17 protein-coding genes, 1 pseudogene and 1 CRISPR repeat array are annotated in these 23,845 nt (G+C 38.3%); of the genes and pseudogenes, 6 read left to right on the top strand and 12 right to left on the bottom strand.

The genetic code is table 11. From position 1 onward, the window contains the following. Positions 1-75: 75 nt before the first annotated feature. On the top strand, positions 76-324 hold the full coding sequence (locus OD355_RS08295; protein WP_263037998.1) for a hypothetical protein: 249 nt from the start codon (positions 76-78) through the stop codon (positions 322-324). 68 nt (positions 325-392) lie between these two features. Here OD355_RS08295 and OD355_RS08290 read toward each other — a convergent pair whose 3' ends face one another. The 3 genes from OD355_RS08290 to OD355_RS08280 form a co-directional block, all read right to left on the bottom strand. Beyond that, positions 393-905, bottom strand: a complete 513-nt coding sequence (locus OD355_RS08290; RefSeq protein ID WP_263037997.1) for a YceI family protein — start codon at positions 903-905, stop codon at positions 393-395. 108 nt (positions 906-1,013) lie between these two features. Beyond that, positions 1,014-1,427 carry a DoxX family protein gene (locus OD355_RS08285; protein ID WP_263037996.1) on the bottom strand — a complete coding sequence of 138 codons (414 nt, stop codon included), beginning with the start codon at positions 1,425-1,427 and terminating at the stop codon, positions 1,014-1,016. A 204-nt stretch (positions 1,428-1,631) separates the two neighbouring features. Then, positions 1,632-2,384, bottom strand: a complete 753-nt coding sequence (locus OD355_RS08280; RefSeq protein WP_263037995.1) for a C40 family peptidase — start codon at positions 2,382-2,384, stop codon at positions 1,632-1,634. A 73-nt stretch (positions 2,385-2,457) separates the two neighbouring features. Here OD355_RS08280 and OD355_RS08275 point away from each other — a divergent pair, with 73 nt between their 5' ends. From OD355_RS08275 to murB, 5 genes are read left to right on the top strand one after another with little or no spacing between them, the layout of a single operon-like run. Then, positions 2,458-3,036, top strand: a complete 579-nt coding sequence (locus tag OD355_RS08275; RefSeq protein ID WP_263037994.1) for an RNA polymerase sigma factor — start codon at positions 2,458-2,460, stop codon at positions 3,034-3,036. Next, entirely contained in the window at positions 3,029-3,367 is a 339-nt protein-coding gene (locus OD355_RS08270; protein WP_263037993.1) for a hypothetical protein, read from the top strand. The genes OD355_RS08275 and OD355_RS08270 overlap by 8 nt, the downstream gene beginning before the upstream one ends. 58 nt (positions 3,368-3,425) lie before the next feature. Continuing rightward, complete coding sequence (locus OD355_RS08265) at positions 3,426-4,709, top strand: NAD(P)/FAD-dependent oxidoreductase (RefSeq protein ID WP_263037992.1); 1,284 nt, start codon at positions 3,426-3,428, stop codon at positions 4,707-4,709. A gap of 59 nt (positions 4,710-4,768) precedes the next feature. After that, the gene (locus tag OD355_RS08260) at positions 4,769-6,847 is read left to right on the top strand and encodes a putative porin (protein WP_263037991.1); all 2,079 of its coding nucleotides are present in this window, start codon (positions 4,769-4,771) and stop codon (positions 6,845-6,847) included. A 9-nt stretch (positions 6,848-6,856) separates the two neighbouring features. Beyond that, positions 6,857-7,876: a UDP-N-acetylmuramate dehydrogenase gene (murB, locus tag OD355_RS08255; RefSeq protein ID WP_263037990.1), complete on the top strand. Its 1,020-nt coding sequence runs from the start codon at positions 6,857-6,859 to the stop codon at positions 7,874-7,876. A 180-nt stretch (positions 7,877-8,056) separates the two neighbouring features. Then, a CRISPR array of direct repeats spans positions 8,057-15,551; the repeat unit is 30 nt; unit sequence ATTTCAATTCCTCTATGGTGCGATTAAAAG. Between the two features lie 208 nt (positions 15,552-15,759). Here murB and cas2 read toward each other — a convergent pair. The 9 genes and pseudogenes from cas2 to OD355_RS08210 form a co-directional block, all read right to left on the bottom strand. Then, a complete protein-coding gene (cas2, locus tag OD355_RS08250; protein ID WP_263037989.1) occupies positions 15,760-16,023 on the bottom strand; it encodes a CRISPR-associated endonuclease Cas2 in 264 nt (87 codons plus the stop codon). A 1-nt stretch (position 16,024) separates the two neighbouring features. After that, positions 16,025-17,029: a type I-B CRISPR-associated endonuclease Cas1b gene (cas1b, locus tag OD355_RS08245; protein ID WP_263037988.1), complete on the bottom strand. Its 1,005-nt coding sequence runs from the start codon at positions 17,027-17,029 to the stop codon at positions 16,025-16,027. Beyond that, positions 17,026-17,457: pseudogene (locus tag OD355_RS08240) on the bottom strand (GxxExxY protein). Before OD355_RS08240 ends, cas1b begins: the two are co-directional and overlap by 4 nt. 13 nt (positions 17,458-17,470) lie before the next feature. After that, a complete protein-coding gene (gene cas4 / locus OD355_RS08235; RefSeq protein WP_263037987.1) occupies positions 17,471-18,034 on the bottom strand; it encodes a CRISPR-associated protein Cas4 in 564 nt (187 codons plus the stop codon). Between the two features lie 3 nt (positions 18,035-18,037). Further along, entirely contained in the window at positions 18,038-20,365 is a 2,328-nt protein-coding gene (cas3, locus tag OD355_RS08230; RefSeq protein WP_263037986.1) for a CRISPR-associated helicase Cas3', read from the bottom strand. Positions 20,366-20,376: 11 nt separating this feature from the next. Next, on the bottom strand, positions 20,377-21,045 hold the full coding sequence (gene cas5b, locus OD355_RS08225; protein WP_263037985.1) for a type I-B CRISPR-associated protein Cas5b: 669 nt from the start codon (positions 21,043-21,045) through the stop codon (positions 20,377-20,379). After that, the gene (gene cas7i, locus OD355_RS08220; protein WP_263037984.1) at positions 21,045-22,142 is read right to left on the bottom strand and encodes a type I-B CRISPR-associated protein Cas7/Cst2/DevR; all 1,098 of its coding nucleotides are present in this window, start codon (positions 22,140-22,142) and stop codon (positions 21,045-21,047) included. The genes cas5b and cas7i overlap by 1 nt, the downstream gene beginning before the upstream one ends. Positions 22,143-22,149: 7 nt before the next feature. Beyond that, positions 22,150-23,565, bottom strand: coding sequence for a type I-B CRISPR-associated protein Cas8b1/Cst1 (gene cas8a1 / locus OD355_RS08215; RefSeq protein WP_263037983.1), 1,416 nt, complete (start codon positions 23,563-23,565; stop codon positions 22,150-22,152). 4 nt (positions 23,566-23,569) lie between these two features. Beyond that, positions 23,570-23,752, bottom strand: coding sequence for a hypothetical protein (locus OD355_RS08210; protein WP_263037982.1), 183 nt, complete (start codon positions 23,750-23,752; stop codon positions 23,570-23,572). Positions 23,753-23,845 lie beyond the last annotated feature (93 nt).

Here is a 23,845-nt window from a genome sequence, read left to right as displayed (position 1 = left end):
TCATTGTAGTAACGCATAAAAGTTTGGTTTGGAAATTGCTGTTTTCATAGTATTATTCAATAAATAAAAATAAATATGTACCAACAGCAACAACTTACCACCGAAGAAATAAAACAAAGAGCACAGGAACTTGGCTTGCAGGCAAGGGAAGAGAATGTTTTTGCACTACAGGCAGATGATAAGCAAGAAAATGACATTCAACTCCAGGTAGTGGAACTCGAAAGAAGAGGATTTAAAAAAATTGAAGAAGATGCACCAGGAAGCGGGCAGGCAAGAGAAATCCTATTCTCCTACGATCCGAGCCTGGCAACACCCAGGGAATAATGGTTTTGATAAAATAAAATCTGTCGCCGGAAAATGGTGACAGATTTTTGTTGTATGCATAGGTATGGTTACGCTTGCACGTATTCAACGTTTGCACTGATCTTTACTTCATCTGCTACTACCATACCGCCCGCTTCTGTCAATGCCGACCAGCTAAGCCCAAAATCTTTCCGGTTGATCTTGCCCTCTACTTCAAAGCCTGCGCGCTTTTGTCCGTCAGAGGTAATAATGCCGCCGGTTTCAACAGATAACGTCACCTGTTTTGTTACGCCTCTTAAAGTTAAGTCGCCCGTGAGATGCGCTCCATCGAAACCTGTAGAAACAAACGTAATCTGCGGATGATTTTCTGCATCAAAGAAATCAGCCGATTTCAAATGGCCGTCCCGCTGGCTGTTTCTGGTGTCTATAGAGTTTACTTCTGCGCTGAATTGTATTTTAGCTGTAGACAGATTTTCTCCATCTGTATCTACGGTAGAATCAAAATCATTGAATCGCCCGCTGACAGTAGAGATCATCATATGTTTTACTTTAAAAGTAATTTCTGAATGCGCTTTGTCAATAATCCATGTTGTGCTTGCCATAATCTGTGTTTTTTTAGTGAATAATCAATGTTATGGGGCAAAGCTACCCACATCGCAACAGCGGAACATTGAACTAGATTAAGAAATAATCAAGCAGCAAAATAATTATTAACCTTTGGATATCATCCTGTCAACCGAGTACTTACCCGGGCCGGCTAAAAACAAGAGGAACAGCACAAATAAAAAAAGCAGGCTTGATTCCATTTTGGAGAAAGGATCTGTTGCGTGTACAACAAATGCGGCGACTGCCATAGTGACTATCAAAGGCAGTGTGGCCAGCCTTGTAAATAGCCCAAATATAAGCAGGAGGGCACAAAAGACTTCTGCAAAAACAGCCAGGGATAAAGAAGCCTTAGCGCCGATGCCAATAGGATCAGCAAACTTTATTTCACCTCCATTTAGTAATTTCTGCGCTTTCCCCAATCCATGATTGGCTATCATGGCAATGCCTGTAAAAACTCTTAATAGAAGTAAGCCCCAGTCGAGCGCGGTTGTATTGTATTTTGTAGCTGTTAGTTTCATTTTTTATGTTTTAATGGTCCAGGTAGTTGGGGGTGAAATACACCAATAGACCAAACCGCTTTATGCGAGGTTATCTATATTTTTCCTTTTTGCCTGCTAACGGGCTGGATTTTTTGTTTCTATGGTTATCGGCATGTTTAGATTTAGTACCCATTCCGGTTGATCTGCATATTTAATCTTATAGCTTATTTGATGCATCTATTTTTAGTACGTTATTCTTTTTATGATGCGTAAATGATGTGTCCTTACGCAGGTTTCCACATTAATAATGCCTTCCGTATCAATTTTATCAATCCTGACCTTGCCCGATGCGTGCACGATCTGCTTATCGTTCAGTAAAATTCCCACATGGGTGATCCTGCCTTCAGCATTATCAAAAAAAGCCAGGTCGCCGCACTGCACTTCCGGCAGGAAACCAATCACCTCCCCTTCTTCTGATTGTTTATAAGCGTCTCTCGGCAGGAAAACATTCAACATCCTGAACACCTGCTGGGTAAAGCCGCTGCAATCAATGCCAAACATACTTCTGCCACCCCAAATATACGGCGCATTCAAAAAACTTTTGCTAATGCTGATAATGTTTTGGCTGTTGCGCGTAAGGCCTGTATTTAGCGGCACCCTGCCGTATTTTAAGGGAATATGTTCAATGTTATTTGTATCAAGCACGGGGGCGCCTGCGGGCAGCAACATGGGTTCATTGTTAAAAAGAATGTTCCTGTTTTCGGTAGAAATGCCTTTGACTTTTTTGCGAAAAAATTTTTTGGTTACATCCAGCGTTTGCGATTTCTGTATCCAGCCTTCATAATTGTCAAAAGTAGTTTTTACCCGGTAGAAGTCGTCACTAACCCCTGTTACCTGGGCTGTTTCTCCAAATAGCATCTGATTTACCATCTCCGCACGGTGAGATGCTTCTGCGCGTAAAGGGTTCAGAGGAGTTATAGCAATTACGAAATGCATAGAATGATTGGCAAGATATGGAATTATTATAAAATTAATACTGTGTAATAAAATAATTACATAAATTCATGTTGTGATTGAGCAGAAAAAATACAGCAGTGATGAAGAATTGCTGAATAATTTTTACAAAACCAATGATGATTATTGGTTGGGCATTCTTTTGCAACGCTATTCCATGTTGCTACTGGGTGTGTGCATGAAATACCTTAACGATGAAGAAAGCGCTAAAGACAGCGTGCAGGAAATATTTCTTCACACGCTTAATGAGATAAAAAAACACAAAGTCTCTTATTTCAAAGGATGGATATACAGCGTATCTAAGAATCACTGCCTTATCAAAATAAGGAAACAAAAGCATGCTGTTCTCAAAACAGAAGAGCTTTTTGATGATAAACACGATCGCGGTGAAGACAATGAACTGCAGCAAAAATTGGAAAAAGAAAATATCTTTGAACACCTGCATGATTCGCTGGATGAGCTGAATAGTGAACAGCGCAGGTGTGTAGAACTTTTTTATCTTGAAAACAAATCTTACAAAGAAATTGAGCAGATAACCGGTTTCAGCACTTTGCAGGTAAAAAGCTTTATCCAGAACGGCAAAAGAAACCTGAAACAATTTATGGAGAAAAAACAGCAAAGATCAAATGGGTGAAAACAACAATATACGAATCAAATATTCCGAAGAGGATCTGCTGAAATACCTGAACCAGGACATTTCCGGTGAGGAAGCAAACCGGCTTGAAAAAGAGATGCTGGAAGATCCGTTTCTCAAAGATGCCCTGGAAGGCCTGCAGGCTTACAGCTCGGTATCCAAGATGCGTAAGGATGTGCTGTCTATAGACTCTAAGCTGAAGCAACAGATAAACACCCGCCCTGAACGGAAAAGAAAAAAGCTCAAAGACCTGAATTTAGCCTTATATGTGCTATTTTTCATCATAATCCTTTTGCTGATCGCCTTTGTAATATTACAGGGATATAAATAAATTATTTCCTGCTTTATTAAATGCCCTACCTTAGCAGTCCAACCAAAACACTAAGGCCATGAGTATAAAACTAATCATCATAGGCGCCGGCTTTGCAGGGCTGCGTACTGCCAAATACCTCAGAAATACGGATTACGACATTACACTGATTGATACAAATAATTTTCACCAGTTTCAGCCACTGTTTTACCAGGTAGCCACATCTTTCCTGGAGCCTGCATCCATATCATTTCCACTTCGAAAAATTTTTCAGCAGGCGTCTAATGTACAGGTGCGCTTAGGACCGGTAAAATATGTAGACACTGTGGCTAAAAAAGTATTAACACTAAATGATGAATATGATTACGATGAGCTGGTCATTGCGACAGGTTGTAAGAATAATTATTTCGGCAATGAGAATATTGAGACCTATGCATTCCCCATGAAGTCCACGCCACAGGCCATAGCGCTGCGCAACAAAATTTTACTAAACTTTGAAGAAGCGCTTGCCTGCAATACCGAAGAAGAGAAGAAAGCTTATATGAACATTGTTGTGGTAGGCGGCGGGCCCACCGGCGTAGAGCTTGCAGGCGCATTGGCAGAAATGAAAAAAAATATTTTGCCGAAAGATTATCATTCAACAGATTTTTCAAAGCTGGAAATTTACCTGATAGAAGGCAGCGCGCACACCTTATCGAACATGAGTAAAAATGCACAGGAATATTCTCAGAAATACCTGGAAGAGCTGGGTGTAAAAGTAGTATTGAATGCCTTTGTAAAAGATTACGACGGTAAAATGCTGATCTATGGCAATGATCAGCAATTGCTGACCAAAACATTGATCTGGGCTGCAGGCGTTACCGGAAATGTACCGGATGGTATCGGCAAAGAGTTTCTGGGTAAAGGAAACAGGCTGATAGTAGACGAATACCACCGCGTAAAAAACCTCGAAGGCGTATACGCGATCGGCGATGTATCCTTAATGCAAAACGAAGATTTTCCCAACGGGCACCCGCAACTGGCTAATGTTGCCAACAACCAGGCTAAAAATTTAGCAAAAAATTTAAAGAACAGGCTTAAGGGAAAACCGGAGCAGAAATTCTTTTACAAAGACCCCGGTACAATGGCAACAGTGGGTAAACTAAAAGCAGTGGTAGACTTGCCGAACTGGCAGTTCCAGGGAGTTTTCGCCTGGTTTGTGTGGATGTTCCTGCACCTGATGCTGATACTGAGTGTAAGAAACAAACTCATCATTTTTATTAACTGGATGATCAGCTATTTCAGCAACGATTCTTCTTTAAGGCTTATTTTCTTACCTTCGGAAAAAGAAAAAAAGCTCGGTGAAAAATACAAATGCGAATAACATGCAATTCATTAATTTTGCGCGCGTATTTTCAATTAATTTTGCCGGATAATAAAATAATGAAATTGGTCAATAACAAACAGCTGCTGTTTACATTATTAAGCATACTTGTATGCTCAGGTGTGCAGGCGCAGTTCGACAGGCTGAATGATATCGGCGGCAGGTTTTCCAGGAGCGGCGGCAATACTGCAGATACGCTTACCCAACGCAATCCGCACGAAGACAGCATTACCATCAGTTACCGTTTTTTTGATTCTACCGGCACGCATGGTATTGATACGTCAATCAATGATTTCAACAAAATGTTGCCTGTGCCTTACACCTATGCCGACCTGGGAAATATAGGCACACCCTCTCAATCACTGCTTTTCAGGCCATTGCATATGCAGCCAGGTTGGGATGCCGGCTTCCATATGTTTGACCCGTTCAGGTATACGCTTGAGGGTACAAAATATTTTACCACTACCCGCCCCTTTACAACACTGGCTTATATGATGGGTACCAGGCAGGAGCAAGTGATTGATGTATTGCATACGCAAAACCGCAAGGAGCTTGTAAATTTTACATTTGAATACCGGTTGCTGAATGCTCCCGGCGCTTTCCGCAACCAGAACAGCAACCATAGTAATATGCGCGCCAACATATCTTCGCAAAGCAAAAATAAGAGATACAGCATGAACCTGATAGGCGTCAGGAATTCGAACAGGGGCGCTGTAAATGGCGGCATCATTAACTTTGATGAATTAAAAGGCAAAGGCGTAAACAGCCCTTACATAGCGGCTACACGTATTGGAAGCATTGGCAATGCAAGCCCCAGCCCTTTTAAAGTTTCTATATCTTCAGGCAATGAAAACAAGGACTTTACACTGTACTACAGGCACTCCTACGACTTCGGGCAGAAAGACAGCCTGCAAGTAAATGACAGTACTATGGTCCGCCTGTTTTATCCGCGCTTACGATTTGAACACGCTGCAAAATATGCAGAATATGAATACAGTTTCAAGGATGTAAATCCAAACCCGGACAGCTACCTGCAATATTACGGGCTGATTGTACAGAACGATACGGTAATGTATAAAGATAAATGGAAAGAGCTGAGCAACCAGCTTGCCATCTACACTTACCCCGACAAAAAGAATATAGCACAGTTTGTGAAAGTGTTTGGTGAATTTCAATTGCTCGGCGGAGATTTCGGCCGGTTCAAAAAAAATTATTACAACGTTATTGTCGGCGGTGAATACAGGAACAAAACCAGGAACCAGAAATGGGATATGCTTGCATCAGGCAGGTTCTTTGCATTGGGCGACTACTTCGGGGATTATATGGCTACAGCCAATCTTAAGCGCAACCTTGGCACCAGGATCGGCGACATTTCTATTGGTTTTACCAACGTAAACCGCACGCCATCATTCATATTCAACACATCGGCCAAAGGATTTCTATCGGCCGACAGTGCGAAATACATAGAGCTTATAGGTAATAATTTTCAACCACATTCAAACTTCCCGGTGATCACCGGTGAGAGCAAGTTTGCTAAAGAAAACATTACTCATGCCTTTGCAAAGATCAATGTGCCTTCATGGCAACTCAGCCTTACAGGCAATTATTACGCCATGCTGAACTATGCATACTTTACTGATTATTTCACCGCAAAGCAAAATACTTCCTTGTTTAATTTATTACAGGTGGGCGCGGAAAAAGAGACGCCTTTGGGTAAGTTTTTTAAGTGGTATGCAGAAATATATGTACAGCAGAAGGCGGGTAATGTACCTGTAAATGTGCCGTTGGTACTCACGCGCAACCGTATTGCTTTTGAAGGTCATTTTTATAAGAACTTAGATATTGCTACAGGCATAGAAGTGAGGTATAATACGCCTTACAAGCCGGACCACTATTCGCCTTTCACCGGTAATTTTTTCTACAACGATACCATGCGCATCAGCAATCTGCCGGACATTTCTTACTACCTCAATTTTAAGATCAAGCGTTTCAGGCTATTTGCAGAAGCGGCCAACTTAAACAGCCTGAGCTACCAGAATAAAACATTCGGCTTTAATAATTTTTCTTTTGTAAGGCCTTATTATCCCAAGCCCGGGCTTTGGATCAGGGTTGGCATTTTCTGGAATTTCATCAATTAATTTTGTCCGATGCAGGTTCATGATCATTTCTCTTTAAAAGCGTACAATACTTTCGGCATTGATGCAACAGCCAGGCATTTTGCTGTATTTCACGATGTAGAAGAGTTAAGGCAACTGTTAGCTATATCAGATAAAGAACAGCGGCTGGTGCTGGGCGGAGGCAGCAATATTTTGCTTACAAAAAATTTCGACGGTTTTGTATTAAAGAATGAGCTGAAAGGAAAAGAGCTGGTTGGTGAAGATGACAATTATTTTTATGTAAAAGCTTATGCCGGTGAAGTATGGCATGAGTTTGTGCTTTTTTGTATTGACAACAATTATCCCGGCCTTGAAAACCTGAGCCTTATTCCCGGCTGCGTAGGTGCATCGCCGATGCAGAACATAGGCGCTTACGGCGTAGAGATAAAAGATGTTTTTCACCAGCTTGAGGCGCTGCATGTGCACGATAAAACGATCAGCATTTTTAATGCGAATGATTGCCGGTTTGGCTACCGGGAGAGTATTTTTAAACGCGCTTTAAAGGATCAGTATATTATTTTGAACGTCACTTTCAGGCTTCCGAAAAAAGCGATCCTGCATGTGGAATATGGCGCTATCAGGAGCGAACTGGAAAAGATGCAAATCGATAACCCCGGCATACGCGATATATCAAATGCGGTGATCCGCATCCGCACATCCAAGCTACCGGATCCGAAGGTAACCGGCAATGCAGGCAGCTTCTTTAAAAACCCGGTTCTGCCGGCCGCGTTCGTTGACCAGTTGAAACAGCAATACCCTGAAATGCCCGTGTACACTACATTACACACAGATGAAAAGAAGATTGCCGCGGGCTGGCTGATAGAACAGGCAGGCTGGAAAGGCTACAGGAAAAATGACGCGGGCGTGCATCCGAAGCAGGCATTGGTACTGGTCAATTACGGCACTGCCAACGGTGATGAGATCTATACCCTCTCCCGGCAAATCATTGACGATGTGAAAAACAAATTTGGCATTGAGCTGGAACGGGAAGTGAATATTGTAGGCAGGTAAAGTGGAAAACTTGCAGCGTGATATAATCGTTTCGCACAGGCGGTAGATGTATTTCAATGCTTTTACTGCGATTAAAAGAGTTATCCAGTTATCCAGTGATGTAGTGATGCAATTATCAATTTCACGTGTATGGTGCGATTAAAAGACATTGCCGTAATGCCGCATCTGGAACTCTTCAAACTTTCAATTCCTCTATGGTGCGATTAAAAGTTAAATGATGGCTTAAATGCAAATTCAAGTTATTAATTTCAATTCCTCTATGGTGCGATTAAAAGCGAGCATGCTGGATATTTCATCGTGGTTTTTATAAGATTTCAATTCCTCTATGGTGCGATTAAAAGCCATCGCTCAAAAAGTTTAATTTACAGCTTATAACAATTTCAATTCCTCTATGGTGCGATTAAAAGCGTACGGCATTGCACTGCCTGAAGCGTTTATGTTAGATTTCAATTCCTCTATGGTGCGATTAAAAGCGAATAGGGGGGGCTATAAATAGTCAGCACCTATATTTCAATTCCTCTATGGTGCGATTAAAAGAATGATATATTTTTGCCAAGCATACTAATACCACCATTTCAATTCCTCTATGGTGCGATTAAAAGAGCCGTTTGACAAAGTGCTGGTGAGAGACAAACCAGAATTTCAATTCCTCTATGGTGCGATTAAAAGGGCTTTGTACCATTGTTCTCATTCTCACCTTTAAATTTCAATTCCTCTATGGTGCGATTAAAAGTCACGCTCTTTTCTAAGCCACGCGCCGTATTTCTTTATTTCAATTCCTCTATGGTGCGATTAAAAGACTTACGGTATATTGCCAATTTTGATTGATAAAGATTTCAATTCCTCTATGGTGCGATTAAAAGAAGCTAACCACAGAACCACATGATTAAATCCTAAATTTCAATTCCTCTATGGTGCGATTAAAAGGGTGATGAAAATTGGTTAACAAGCATTAAGTCAGATTTCAATTCCTCTATGGTGCGATTAAAAGCGGGAATTATTGACTCTTGGGGCTGTTCAATTCGATTTCAATTCCTCTATGGTGCGATTAAAAGTCTCTTTTCGGGGTGACCGTCTTTATCATTCAAAGAATTTCAATTCCTCTATGGTGCGATTAAAAGTTTTGTGTAAGAAATGGTAAGGTTGTCCACATCAAAATTTCAATTCCTCTATGGTGCGATTAAAAGATTATAAATTCCACATCACAATCAAAGGGAAGCGGATTTCAATTCCTCTATGGTGCGATTAAAAGCGAATATAGATAAAATAGTTTCTTACGCTTCTGGATTTCAATTCCTCTATGGTGCGATTAAAAGAACAGAAGACGTAATTGATTACGACAAATTCTTTAGCATTTCAATTCCTCTATGGTGCGATTAAAAGCTTTCTGAATGCTTCAACCTGTGTATTATTCATGTATTTCAATTCCTCTATGGTGCGATTAAAAGTTATTAAAATGAAAAACATAGCACAAGCAATATTAAATTTCAATTCCTCTATGGTGCGATTAAAAGTGTATCCGCTGGCATAGTTCCCTACGTTCCTGAAAATTTCAATTCCTCTATGGTGCGATTAAAAGCGTGTAGAAATGAATTAACTCTTTTGCTTTTTCTTTATTTCAATTCCTCTATGGTGCGATTAAAAGTTATCATAGTTCGATAATACCCTGAACCGTCTAAAGCATTTCAATTCCTCTATGGTGCGATTAAAAGTTATGTTCTTTATTTTGGTTTGGCTCTGGTTCGACACATTTCAATTCCTCTATGGTGCGATTAAAAGGGCTGGCACTTTACTACTATTCGCAGGATAGAGGTATTTCAATTCCTCTATGGTGCGATTAAAAGGAGCGAATGCGTAACAGGTGATTTACATGCAACCTTATTTCAATTCCTCTATGGTGCGATTAAAAGTAATCACGGCAAAAAAAGATATAAAGAAGATAAAGAGATTTCAATTCCTCTATGGTGCGATTAAAAGGAAAAAGCTAAGACTTCTGAATATTGGGCGAACTGGATTTCAATTCCTCTATGGTGCGATTAAAAGACTTGTGATTGATTGAAGTCGTTTACAAACTCTTTTATTTCAATTCCTCTATGGTGCGATTAAAAGAACACCCTGCGGCTCCTCCTCCAATAACAATATCAGATTTCAATTCCTCTATGGTGCGATTAAAAGTCTGGGATGGAAATGAGATCATAGACGCGTTGTTGAATTTCAATTCCTCTATGGTGCGATTAAAAGTCGTAAGGTGGGTCGCAATAAACAATGCTGTTTGGATTTCAATTCCTCTATGGTGCGATTAAAAGAGCACAATGAGGAATATTTTAACGATTTAAATGTATTTCAATTCCTCTATGGTGCGATTAAAAGTCAAATCTTGCCATTTCGTATTTAGCCGTATTTATATTTCAATTCCTCTATGGTGCGATTAAAAGACAACGTTTTTAATCCGTCTGCCACTGCACCACCGATATTTCAATTCCTCTATGGTGCGATTAAAAGCTGTGATACCATACGTGCGCTCCATTCTGAAGAAATTTCAATTCCTCTATGGTGCGATTAAAAGCAGGAAGCTATCACAAAGTATTGCCGATTTAGGGTATTTCAATTCCTCTATGGTGCGATTAAAAGCAACAGTGTTAGTAATAACTTGAGTTACATAATAATTTCAATTCCTCTATGGTGCGATTAAAAGTATTATGCTTCCAAATAGTTTTGGATAACCTGGACGAATTTCAATTCCTCTATGGTGCGATTAAAAGTCATCTTACTGTAAGTCTTATCTGCTGCTTCTGCAAAATTTCAATTCCTCTATGGTGCGATTAAAAGCCTGTTAATAAAACAACATCAGTAGGAATAGATACATTTCAATTCCTCTATGGTGCGATTAAAAGGGTTTGTACTGCTTGCACCGGGTGCACTGTTTCATTATTTCAATTCCTCTATGGTGCGATTAAAAGGGCTGGCACTTCACTACCGTTCGCAGGATAGAGGTATTTCAATTCCTCTATGGTGCGATTAAAAGAATTTATCAAATCTTTGTATAGCGGGTTAGAGCAGATTTCAATTCCTCTATGGTGCGATTAAAAGTATATTAAAGTCTATCGCATTATCTGTGAATATAAAATTTCAATTCCTCTATGGTGCGATTAAAAGTGGGTTGTGGGCGAAAACGTTCGCGGCCTTATTAATATTTCAATTCCTCTATGGTGCGATTAAAAGCCGGCTGGCACTTTACTACAATTCGCCGCATAGAGGTATTTCAATTCCTCTATGGTGCGATTAAAAGTAGACTTTACAGTTATATCTGCCGCCTTTGCCAATATTTCAATTCCTCTATGGTGCGATTAAAAGTTCCCTCCCCTCGACAAACGCATAGTATAATTGTTTATTTCAATTCCTCTATGGTGCGATTAAAAGAGCATCCCCAATCTCAATTTTCTTTAGTCCATACAAATTTCAATTCCTCTATGGTGCGATTAAAAGCCGGATGCAAATAATGATATATCGGTATTATGGTAATTTCAATTCCTCTATGGTGCGATTAAAAGAATAAGTTTATGTGAAAGTTTATAGGTTATTTGATATTTCAATTCCTCTATGGTGCGATTAAAAGAAACTTTTTTCTTTATCATAAATGCGGTATATTTGATTTCAATTCCTCTATGGTGCGATTAAAAGATGAGATACAACTTAAAAGAAGCTACCGTTGAAAATTTCAATTCCTCTATGGTGCGATTAAAAGGGCTAACATTCGAAGATATTGACAATATTATTAAATTTCAATTCCTCTATGGTGCGATTAAAAGTTGATGTGCTCGAGGTAATGCCGTCAACACAAGAACATTTCAATTCCTCTATGGTGCGATTAAAAGAGTACAAATTTAATAAAGGAGCTCAGGAATTATATGATTTCAATTCCTCTATGGTGCGATTAAAAGAATAAAAATAGAAAAGATAGCGGGCCAAAGAACAAGATTTCAATTCCTCTATGGTGCGATTAAAAGGATTTTATTCATGGCGAATGCGATGTATTTAAAAAATTTCAATTCCTCTATGGTGCGATTAAAAGACAATAAACGGTAAGGACTTTTTATTGTATGCCAAATTTCAATTCCTCTATGGTGCGATTAAAAGATGTAGTAGCTAAGACTAATAATCTAACTACTATAAAATTTCAATTCCTCTATGGTGCGATTAAAAGCTTAGCGCCCCTTTGGCGAAGTTCTCAATGTCCCAGAATTTCAATTCCTCTATGGTGCGATTAAAAGTTCCGTAGGGCTGTATAAGGTCTTTTAGCTTATCCAGATTTCAATTCCTCTATGGTGCGATTAAAAGCCCACGACTTATCAAAGACGATAAGTTCAATAAGCATTTCAATTCCTCTATGGTGCGATTAAAAGCATGACAGGTACAGGAGCAATTAACAACCTGAATGTAATTTCAATTCCTCTATGGTGCGATTAAAAGATACTTTACATTGTAACCGTTGAAAACTTGACAAATTTCAATTCCTCTATGGTGCGATTAAAAGTGCCGCCAGCTCCTTTTGTTCACAATATCCTTTAATTTCAATTCCTCTATGGTGCGATTAAAAGGTTTGTAGTTCCTAAAAGATGTTCATTGCCTTCGAATTTCAATTCCTCTATGGTGCGATTAAAAGTTAGAATTTTGCAACAAACTCTTAACTAAATATACTATTTCAATTCCTCTATGGTGCGATTAAAAGATTGCTGATGACCTCTGTTTGAGTATCCCTAACATATTTCAATTCCTCTATGGTGCGATTAAAAGCTCAACAAACTTTCCGCTGAAACACACAGACGGCATTTCAATTCCTCTATGGTGCGATTAAAAGAGAATTTCAAGGACAGAATACGAGCTTATTTATGATATTTCAATTCCTCTATGGTGCGATTAAAAGACCATCAGAGCTTCCGAAACCTTGCAAATTAAAAGATTTCAATTCCTCTATGGTGCGATTAAAAGTCTTTGTGGTTTACCTGCGGCTTGTTTTCTGTGTTATTTCAATTCCTCTATGGTGCGATTAAAAGAAAGCCACAGAAATAACAATAACAGAAGCAAGGAAAATTTCAATTCCTCTATGGTGCGATTAAAAGACACGATGTTGTAGGGCGAAGCGAACAGTTAGTTTGATTTCAATTCCTCTATGGTGCGATTAAAAGTTTTTAACCTCTCGCGAATGACTTCAATAGGTTCGTTATTTCAATTCCTCTATGGTGCGATTAAAAGCGGATATGGTTTATTTGCCTCGAACTTATTGCCGTATTTCAATTCCTCTATGGTGCGATTAAAAGTATCATTTACATTATCATTCTTATTAGCTTCATAGGATTTCAATTCCTCTATGGTGCGATTAAAAGAAAGTAGAGGATGAAGAAGCCGACAAACTAATGAATTTCAATTCCTCTATGGTGCGATTAAAAGCGTATAGCGTTACCATAGCGCGGGCTTGTGTGTTTTATTTCAATTCCTCTATGGTGCGATTAAAAGGATATGTTAGGTAAAGATTTGCCCACTATAATTGAATTTCAATTCCTCTATGGTGCGATTAAAAGAACGCAGGAGCGAGTTATAAAAGCTCCTCAAAATATTTCAATTCCTCTATGGTGCGATTAAAAGTCGTAATTAAATGCATGCACTTGTTTGTCAGAAAATTTCAATTCCTCTATGGTGCGATTAAAAGAAAGGATCTGCACTCCATCCGCCTTGCGTAATAAATTTCAATTCCTCTATGGTGCGATTAAAAGCCAGCTTTCAGGATCAGGATTGCAGGTGGCCCGGACGTAATTTCAATTCCTCTATGGTGCGATTAAAAGGACGGCGTGACTTCGCCTGCATGGGGGGCATTAAAATTTCAATTCCTCTATGGTGCGATTAAAAGAGTAAAACCTGGAGATTATAGGATTTTGTTGCCGGAATTTCAATTCCTCTATGGTGCGATTAAAAGTATAAGCCGTTGCTGCTGCCAACAGGCCTGTTACATTTCAATTCCTCTATGGTGCGATTAAAAGCGCAAGACGAAGAGACGAGAGCGGCCCTGCTTGAATTTCAATTCCTCTATGGTGCGATTAAAAGTTGTTAGTTGTTTCATGTTTTTTGCTTGGTTCATCTAATTTCAATTCCTCTATGGTGCGATTAAAAGCTTGTTCTTCTTTTTGAATTAATCCTCCTTCTATTATTTCAATTCCTCTATGGTGCGATTAAAAGAATAACAACCTTGCCATCTTTAATTTCAGCATCGAAATTTCAATTCCTCTATGGTGCGATTAAAAGAAGTATCCCGCCATTTAAACGAAACTGCAAAACTGAATTTCAATTCCTCTATGGTGCGATTAAAAGTATCAATAGGTAGTATAGTTTACTTTAAATTTGATGAATTTCAATTCCTCTATGGTGCGATTAAAAGTTAAAGCCTACACACGTACCATATCGTGGAAAACACATTTCAATTCCTCTATGGTGCGATTAAAAGCCTTGCTAATTCTGTAACCATTCCCGGCAAAACCGCATTTCAATTCCTCTATGGTGCGATTAAAAGTTAATCTCTCTCGCTTCTTCAAGTGCTTTCTGTGATTTCAATTCCTCTATGGTGCGATTAAAAGTTCATCCCTACGCTGTGATTTTTCACATAGCCTTTTATTTCAATTCCTCTATGGTGCGATTAAAAGAATAGGCTATTTTGATAACCCGAATGGTTATACTGAATTTCAATTCCTCTATGGTGCGATTAAAAGGATAAAGAAAATGCACAAAGGAGTGTTCAAGTATATTTCAATTCCTCTATGGTGCGATTAAAAGATACGGTTTGTAATTTTGTACTAAACCCGATAAATAATTTCAATTCCTCTATGGTGCGATTAAAAGCGGCTTTTTTTTTGCCTTCTCCTTTGCTTAAATCCTATTTCAATTCCTCTATGGTGCGATTAAAAGAATTGTGTAGAATTTTGCAACAAACTCTTAATCAAAATTTCAATTCCTCTATGGTGCGATTAAAAGAAGGCGTTGAAATCGGCTACACTCACAATATCTAAATTTCAATTCCTCTATGGTGCGATTAAAAGTTACATTTCTGTTTACCGGCATTCCCTCATATATCTATTTCAATTCCTCTATGGTGCGATTAAAAGAGTGTCGAACTCCTTCATGTTGATAGCATCTGCGCATTTCAATTCCTCTATGGTGCGATTAAAAGGCGTGATGGGGCAATTAGGAAAGGCTTTTTTCTCGATTTCAATTCCTCTATGGTGCGATTAAAAGGTTTTCCTTGATGGTTTCGGCAAGGTTGTCGTTAAAATTTCAATTCCTCTATGGTGCGATTAAAAGAAATTATAAGCGGTTTTAATTATACCTTCTAATTTATTTCAATTCCTCTATGGTGCGATTAAAAGTCACATCGGTTGATCAGGTGATTCCTGATAAAAATATTTCAATTCCTCTATGGTGCGATTAAAAGACTTTTGCCTGCACGCTTTATTTCTTCAATACTTTTATTTCAATTCCTCTATGGTGCGATTAAAAGTACCTCCTTATAAGGCATTACAGTTGCTTTAGCCATATTTCAATTCCTCTATGGTGCGATTAAAAGAAAAAAGGCGGACATGGATGGAAAGTTGCAAATTATATTTCAATTCCTCTATGGTGCGATTAAAAGCCGCTACATCGACGACTAAAAAAGCCCTGTTTTAAGGGGTTTCAGCTTGCAAAGCTATGCAAAATTAGTAGTAAAAGTTGTCGACGTCCGGTAATAAAATCTATAGCGTGCACCGACAACTTTCTAAACCGTATGATTATGAATGCTTTTTGTTTTTCCAATATGTCAAAGAACTATCAATACCGAATAATACACACTCACCGACAACTTACATAAAGTTGTCAATGCTGTTTTTCTCTTTGCCGATTACCTGCTTATCCAGCCATTTCTCATTGCGGCTTTTAAACACAATTATACTGTCGTATCCGGTATCCATAATATTATTAGCCTTATACAGCAGCTCCTTCAGTTTTGCATCAGTAATATCCCCTTCAAACACGCTGTTCTGTATCCAGTTCAAATATTGCCTGCACAATTTAAGCATTTTTCCTACACGCTTCTGTTCTATATCGTACACTAAGATTACGTACATATTACCACCAGGCTTTAAAAGGTTTATATTCCTCCATATCCAGTATATGCTTTACCAGTTTATAACATTCAAGCTTTACCAGATGTTTATAGCTTACGCTTCTGGCAAGGCTGCGGTGCCTGATTGTTTCATTAAGCCTGTCTTCCCAAGCCTTTACTACATTCTTCCTGCTGTTTGATTTTAGCAGGCAACAATTGAATGTATTGTCAAAATCTTTGGAAGTAATTATTCTCTTGTTCAATAAAGCAAACAAAGTCCTGTCAACCAATATTGGTTTAAAAATTTCTGCAAGGTCTAATGCAAGTGAAAACCTTCTATCGCCCGGTTGATGCAGATAGCTAATGGTTGGATTGAGTTGTGTATGGTAAATCATGTCGAGGCAGAGTGTGTAGCACATCATATTCATGAATGAGATGAGTGCGTTTACTTCATTTGAAGGAGGTTGTTTCGTACGGTTGCCCATTGCAAAATCATTAATGATCAGGTCAAAAGCTTCGTAATAAACCATCCTGATATTTCCTTCAATGCCCATCAATGCTTCTACCTGATCATACTGCCGCAATTCTAAAGAAAGCAATTCGATTTTTTCTATTTGCTGACTGACATCCTTACCCCGATTGTTGTAGTAACGCAGATTCTTTACCATATTAAACGCCGCACCTTCCACAAATTTTCTGGCCAGCAATGCTCTTTTCTTTTTATTGGTGTAATGACCGGCCTGATGGATAATTACTTTCCCGCTCAGCAAATATTCTTTGGATAAAAAACTTCCGGTATAATGTTCATAGTAATCAAAAAAATGTACACTGATCTGCTCTTTTCCCAGGAAATTATAGAGAGCGCTGTTGGCATCAAGCGCTCCAAAGCAATACAGGTTATCAACGCCCTCAACCGGAATATATTTAGGCGGCAGCTCATTTCCCTCCTCATCAACCGGGGTAAACTTCAGCGTATTGTCTTTGCGGCTCATGCGGCCGGCGTTGAAGAGGTAGTAAGATTTTTTCATGATACAGTCTGAACCGTGTTTTTATGAGATGAAAGGATTTTTGGGATTTTCGATTGCCTGTATTTCTTGTTAGTGAGGCGCTTAAATTCCAGACTGTTTACACCGAAATTGAGTAATAAGCCAATCTCTATATTATAAGCTTCAAGATAGTTTATTGCCTGTGCCAAATGAACGTTTTCTAACCGTATGAGTGCTTTTAATTCAACGCTTATTATGTCTTCAACTAAAAAATCAACTCTTCTCGTGCCTATTTGTATGTTATCATAATAAATCGGCATTTCAAACTCCCGAAAAAATATGAGACCGTCTTTTTTCATTTCAATTTTCATTGCCCGTTAATAAATAACTTCCTGAAATCCGTTGCCAATCACGCTGTGAACTTTCATGGCACATTTAATTATCCTTTCAGTAATATATGAATATTTCATCATATTTAAACGGCTAATCTTTTAATCCTATAAATCCCGGTTCAGACTCAATCTCCTCCACATAACACAATTCATAATAGCTGCAACTCTTGCAAATCTTAGCGTTGATCCTTGGCGGACAGTTCCCGCTTTGTACCAGTTCAGTAATTTTTGGAAGAAGCTCTTTCAAAAAAGTGCGGTCGTCATCCGAGAGCGATACTTCCTGTGTGCTTCTTAGTTTTGGATATTCATTTTTTCCTTGTACACCGGCAATGCCGTTTAACTCCAGCAGCCATATGTAAAATTTCAGTTGCCATTCATGCGCCTCTTCAACTTTATCGCTGCGTTTGGTTTCGTGAATAGTTTTATTTTTTACGTCATAGAAATCAATCTGGCCGGTTAGCTGTATTCCTCCATAATCTGCAGATAACTTCACTTCCTCATTCCTTTCGGCTCTTTGCGGGTAGCTGGTTTCATGCAGCAGCTTGCCATCGTAAACAACTTCACTGGTATGCTCCATATTGATGCCGTTGGCAAAAAGCCATAGTTTGCGGTGACAGACGATGTAGTAGTTGATATGGGTGGCGGTGAGAGGCATAGATTATAGTATTTCAGTTTCCCAAATTTCCTGTTCGTTATAGAGTAAGCCTAAGTCTTCATCATACTTTTTGGTCAATATCCAGTAATCCACAGAAAGCAATTTTCCCTTTTCGGTTTCAAAGTTGAAGGAAGTGTTGTATAAGTTATTGTTATTTTCAGCAAGTAATTGAGCGAACTTGTTTTTCCTGATTTGAACCTTAAGTCTTTCGGCTCCGATAAAATCATAATTCGTAAGATATTTTTCAAAACGCTCTTTAAACCTTTGCGGTAAAACTTTAATACCATCAAATTGCTTATAAAAATCTTCTTCCCTGTTTTTTGAATGTATAAATGGTGTTAAACCTGTTTCTGTAAAATGTTTTAGCAAACTATAAATAGTATCAAATCTATCCTTTTCTTTTTCATTCCAAGCTGGATAAGCAAAGTCAATATATTCCTGCAATTTTGCTTCCTCAAGAATATTATTTTCTGAAGAAAATAAACGTTCAAAAACTTCTATGGTTCTTTTAACAAGGCTACTTTCGTAGATATATCGGTCATTCTTTTGAGACTCTTTAAAAATATTTACGGGACAAATACCTTTTTCCCGTTTCCTATTGACCCTGCCAAATCGCTGAATAAGTGCATCAATGGGAGCAGGTTCAGTATAAATAACATCATAATCTATATCAAGACTTACTTCTATAGCCTGTGTTCCAACAAGCAGTTGCACCGGACTGTTTGTATCTTTTTCTCCTTCCCTTAAAATTGTCTCATTATGATTTCTATGTTCGCCGGTAAAAGCACTGTGCAGTAATACTGCCTTGTTAGCTTTATCTTTTAGTTCTTCATAAACGTTCTGTGCCTGTAAAACTGTGTTGCAGACCACCAGCACTTTTTTCCCTGCTTTTAGTTCATTTTCTATTAGGGGTATATTTTCAGAAAGCAAGCCTTCACGAAGAATTACACGATGCCGGTTGAAGTTTTTATAAAGATTTTCATCTGCCACAATATCTGTATGCATTCCTACCCCTGCGTGCAATTCCGCTCTTAAAAAAGTAGGCATTGTCGCGGTCATTACGAAGACCTTACCATTAAGTTTGTTGACGATGAATTCAAGAAATACCTTTATCTGTGCAAATACTTCAGGACTGTAAGCATGAATCTCATCAAAAATAAAGTAGCCGCCTGTCCATTCAAATATTCCCTGTTCAAACCCCTTTAAACCAAATAAGTTTTTTGTCAGTTGGAAAGGCGTTATCACCTTCAGCGGTGTAGCAAGCGTTTTAAATTTTTCCCGGACGTTTTGGATTGCCTCCTTTTTAGAAATACTTGCGTACTGTATGTCCTTATCTAAATAATCATATAAATAGTCCTGCAATTTTCCATGGAGCATTCCTACCTTTGATTTACCCATCCCTGCTTCATCATCTGACAGTCGTTCAAACATTGCATTTATTGACGCTGTAAAAGGAAGTATGTAGTATGCCCTACCCTGTCCAAAGTTTTCAATGTTATTTTTAAGCCAAAGCATAGCGCTTTCTGTTTTGCCTGATCCGGTAGGTGCCGTTAAAATAACATTGCCGAACGTTTCTGAAGCTTTCTTTTGGTGAGAATAGAAATCTTTGTTTTCACTTATCAATGTTTGCCTTTGCTTTTGCAAAAAATTGAATGATTGTTTGTTCAATACTTCTATGTTTCTTAGTCTGGCTGAGCCTAAATGATCGCACTCTTTTAAAGCACCAAAAAGCAAAAGCGTCTCAAACTGTTCCGTTAAAAAATCCTTTGTCTTTTGTGAATAGGATTTATTCAGGTAATTTAAAATGAATGTACCTGGATTTTTTATAGAAATTTTACCCAGATCAATGTTATAGTTCTGTCTAAGGAAAAGTAGAACATTTTCAACGTCAATTTTTTGGAATTCCTTTTCGTATGACAGCAACCCCTCATCACCGAATTCATCTGTAAAGATTTCATCCACATATGCTCCCGCGATATAGTTCTGATGCAGTGTGTTAAAATCTTTATGGTGTCCTGCAACCACAAGATTGATTAAGCTTTTGGTTTTGTCATCCACATTTAAGCCAGTGATAAACGGAAGAGAAAAAAGTTCGTGCCGCTGCCGGTTCCAAACATTTGATTCACCTCTTAAAACTTTTCCAAACTCAACGTGTGCCTTACCTAAGTCATGGGTTATCACAGCCAACCTCAAAACCTCCCAAAAATCAAAATCTGTAATGATTTCCGGGACAGCCTCAAAAGAATGTTTTAGATGCTCAAGAATGATAAGACAATCGTCAATATGTTCTTGAAGTGTTATCCGGGGTTCTGATTTTGCCAGAATTTCCATTCTGCTTAAGTTTAATTAAAAGTCAGTTCGTGCATATAAATGTCAACTTCTTTTTTATTTACGGTATCACGGTATGCCCTCAGCCCGCTTTGTACATTATTTTTAAAGTTAATGACAGAATAGGCCTCAGTTCCAATATTTCTTCGTGGAATGGTATCTGAAAAATATTTAGGTAATGCCTGAATTGCGCCGGGCAAAAAATTATTTTCAAAAGGAATTACCTGTCCACGAATTTTATCTGCATTAGTAATTTGCCCTAAATCTTTTTTTCCAATGTATGCACTCTCTACTGTTGCTAAATCATTCATTCTTCCCAATACCAAAGGGAAGTAAGGATTTTTGAGATAGTTTGCAATCGTTTCGTCAGGAGTATAAATTCGGAGGAAATTATCAAACAGGAACTCTCTTTTGATTACATTGGATTTAGCCGCATTATTGGGTTTGCCTTTGGTTGTATCCATCATATAAATGGTTTCCAAATCCAGTTCCTTTCCCTGAAACTCAAAATAATATCCGATTGTAAGTTCTTTGTGGGCAAGATACTTCCCGGCAGCCGCATTAATAAGGCCCAAGACCGTACTGATGGGCGGTACCTCCAGCGTGGGTTGTATGCCACTAATCAAATTTGGATATCGGAAGCTGGCTGTCCAGCTTCTGATATCAATGGTATAAAATTCCATTATGAAATTTGGTTTTTCAACTGTTCACAATAATTATCAATAGTTTCATTAATTGATCCTAACTGTACTTGAGGATAACCATCTCCTAATGATTTCAACTGCTCAAGCTCTTGCGCATAATCGTCCAGAAATCCACTTCTTCTACCGATAAAAACTTTTCCTACAAATTGTTCTTTATAATCTTTTAGAACTTCTTTTATACCCTCAACATTCAGATAGGCTTTTTCATTACTAATACCTTCGCTGGACACAATATGAGAGAAAGGATGATTGCCCGTATTAGTGGTTGCTAATACGATGAATTTCGGCGTTACATCAGCCATATTATTGGTTTGCATTGCTCCACCAGACAAAGTTTTCAATGCCTTGATGGTGTCTTCAATTCTTTTAATTCTGACTTCTTTCGGCAACCTCACCAGCTTTTGCGCATTCCCTTTGCTATCTTTCACTTTATCATCTTCAATTTCGGTAGCACCATTTTTGAGAGCTTCCTCTTTAAGTTTTTCTGTTAGATTTTTAAACCCTGTTTTGTTGTAGTTGGAGAATGTTCCAGCCTGCTCAAGATCTAGCGAGAACATTCCTTTCATCACGGCACTGTATTCCTCTTTTACATAGGGTACAGAGTCTCCTTCCTGTCTCGCCATGCTAGACCAATTTTCTGCGGTCTGAGTAGAGCCTACCGAAACTATAACAGAATTTTTAAGGGGTGATACACGGGTTACCGTTACATTTTCTGTTTGTTCTTTGCCTTTTTTGTCCAAAATAGGATTGCCCTCTTCATCTACTATTACATCTTTTGCTGCCTTCATATAACCAAAAATGTCATCATCAGCATATTTAATGGGGTCGGCAGCTGTGAATGCGATCTTGTTATCCCTGGTAATTGGAGATAAATCCCAATTAAAATTTTGTTGAAGTGTTTCACGCCACCAATATCTCCAGGCCTGCCCGGAAACGTAAGTATAGGAACGGCCATTTTTATACACTTTTTTAGTGGCAACAGCATTGTCAAAATTACTGCGAGCATTCTTGCCTGCATTATTTAGAGCCACTACGTCCACGTCCAATAGGATAAATCCCTGTGTTTTGAGTTTCATAATTTTATTAATTAAAGTTTGTAGTTTCAATTTCTTCAATTTCTTCCATTTCGGGTATTTCCACCGTCTTGTCAAATTCGTGAAGTTTTTCATAAATAGCTATCAGCAAAACATCCCTTACTTCCCTCCAGTTGCCCCCATCAGGAAAGAGATAATCAGCATAATCAGCCACAGAAATCAAAGGTTCGCTGGCATTATTTTGATAATTTTCACTTACCAGTTTGATAAAAAACTGTCTGAGACCCTGTGGGTTTTTTTCACCGTTTAATCTTTTTATACTTTTCGTAATAAAGTCTGTTGGGCGATCTTGAACAATAAAATCAGCAATCTGCTTGATTTTATCAATGGTTTTTTTTTCCATATTTCTAATGATTGTTTGATATTTTTCTACAATAACAAATGGGAAGGAGTGTTTAGCTGTCCATTTAAGGATATATCCGAGAATTGATTTATCGTATAGAAGGTTTTCCAAAACAGGATTTCTCCAAGTCTGGTACTCCTCAAAACCTATGGCAGACTCCTTTTCTTCCCAAATTTCTTCAGTTTCATTATAACGGGCATTTTTATGCTTACTGTTATGATAATAGCTGCGTATAAATTTATTCCATCCGTCTTTTACAAACAATCTATTACAGAAGGCATAAAACTTAAATATCGGTGCTCCCAAAATATAGAGATTCACCTCCGGGCTGGCTCCGAAGTTAGTAAAATGATAAAGATTTAGCGTAACGTTTGACGCATTAAAAAGAGAATCTTCATCTCCGGATATAAGTAACTTTCTGAGATGTGTGTTTATATAAGTGTGTGCTAATGCAAACAAGGCATTTGCCGGATTATTAAATTCTGATTTGAGTACACCATTGGCAATTCCACTTGTTACAGCTTGTAGATTTTTTTTACAATTTTCTGTGACAAAGAACGCCGTCACCTTCCGATAATTACTAGTAACCATTGCAACTTTATCACTAAGTTGCATCAAGCCGAGTGGCACAAAGAACATGCGGATTAATATTTCTTTCGAAAGAAGTAATCCCGCATCAAAATTGTGATGAAAATTAACAAAAGTACCAGAGCCGGAGAGAATATGGTTATCTCTGCCAGCAGCAAATAATTTTGTTTGGCGTCCGGAAATTCTGCAAAAACCCTCCTGAGAAGGAGCTGTTTCATCTAGAAGGCTTTTGTAAAACTTCACGGTTTCATCAATCTTCCGCTGGCCTTTAAAGGCAGGCTGGGTTATGGTTGAATTGAGAAAAAAGGCGTGCAGTTTCCCGTCCCAGTGGCTCACATAAATTTTAGCGACAGCTTCGATGAGTTCCAAAATGTTTTTTCCATCGTATGGAGGTTGTTCTCGTAAATATTTAATTACTATCCCACCCACGTCGGCAAAAGGGTCTCCGGTGGGATCTATATAAAAGTCAGTCATTGTACTACTTTTTAAATCCATATTTTTTTACTAATAAAGTCTTTGTAATAATTCTCCAATCTTCATCGTCAATAAAATTAATTATTTCATTGAATGTATATGATTGTGACAAGAGTTCTTTTACTTTAAAATCAGCATATTGAACTAAATCGTCCCAATCAAAATAATATCCATCATCCGTAATCATTTGATATTTATTTTACTTTAAGCAAAAGTAGAATAAATATCCCAATTAGGTAAGTTTAATTTTTTTATTATTATAGTCTATTTTTGTTTATAA

This window comes from Haoranjiania flava (genome assembly GCF_025631005.1).
Taxonomy (GTDB): Bacteria; Bacteroidota; Bacteroidia; order Chitinophagales; family Chitinophagaceae; genus Haoranjiania; species Haoranjiania flava.
The sequence above is the reverse complement of the archived record's forward strand: the minus strand, read 5'-3'. Positions and strand labels throughout refer to the sequence as shown.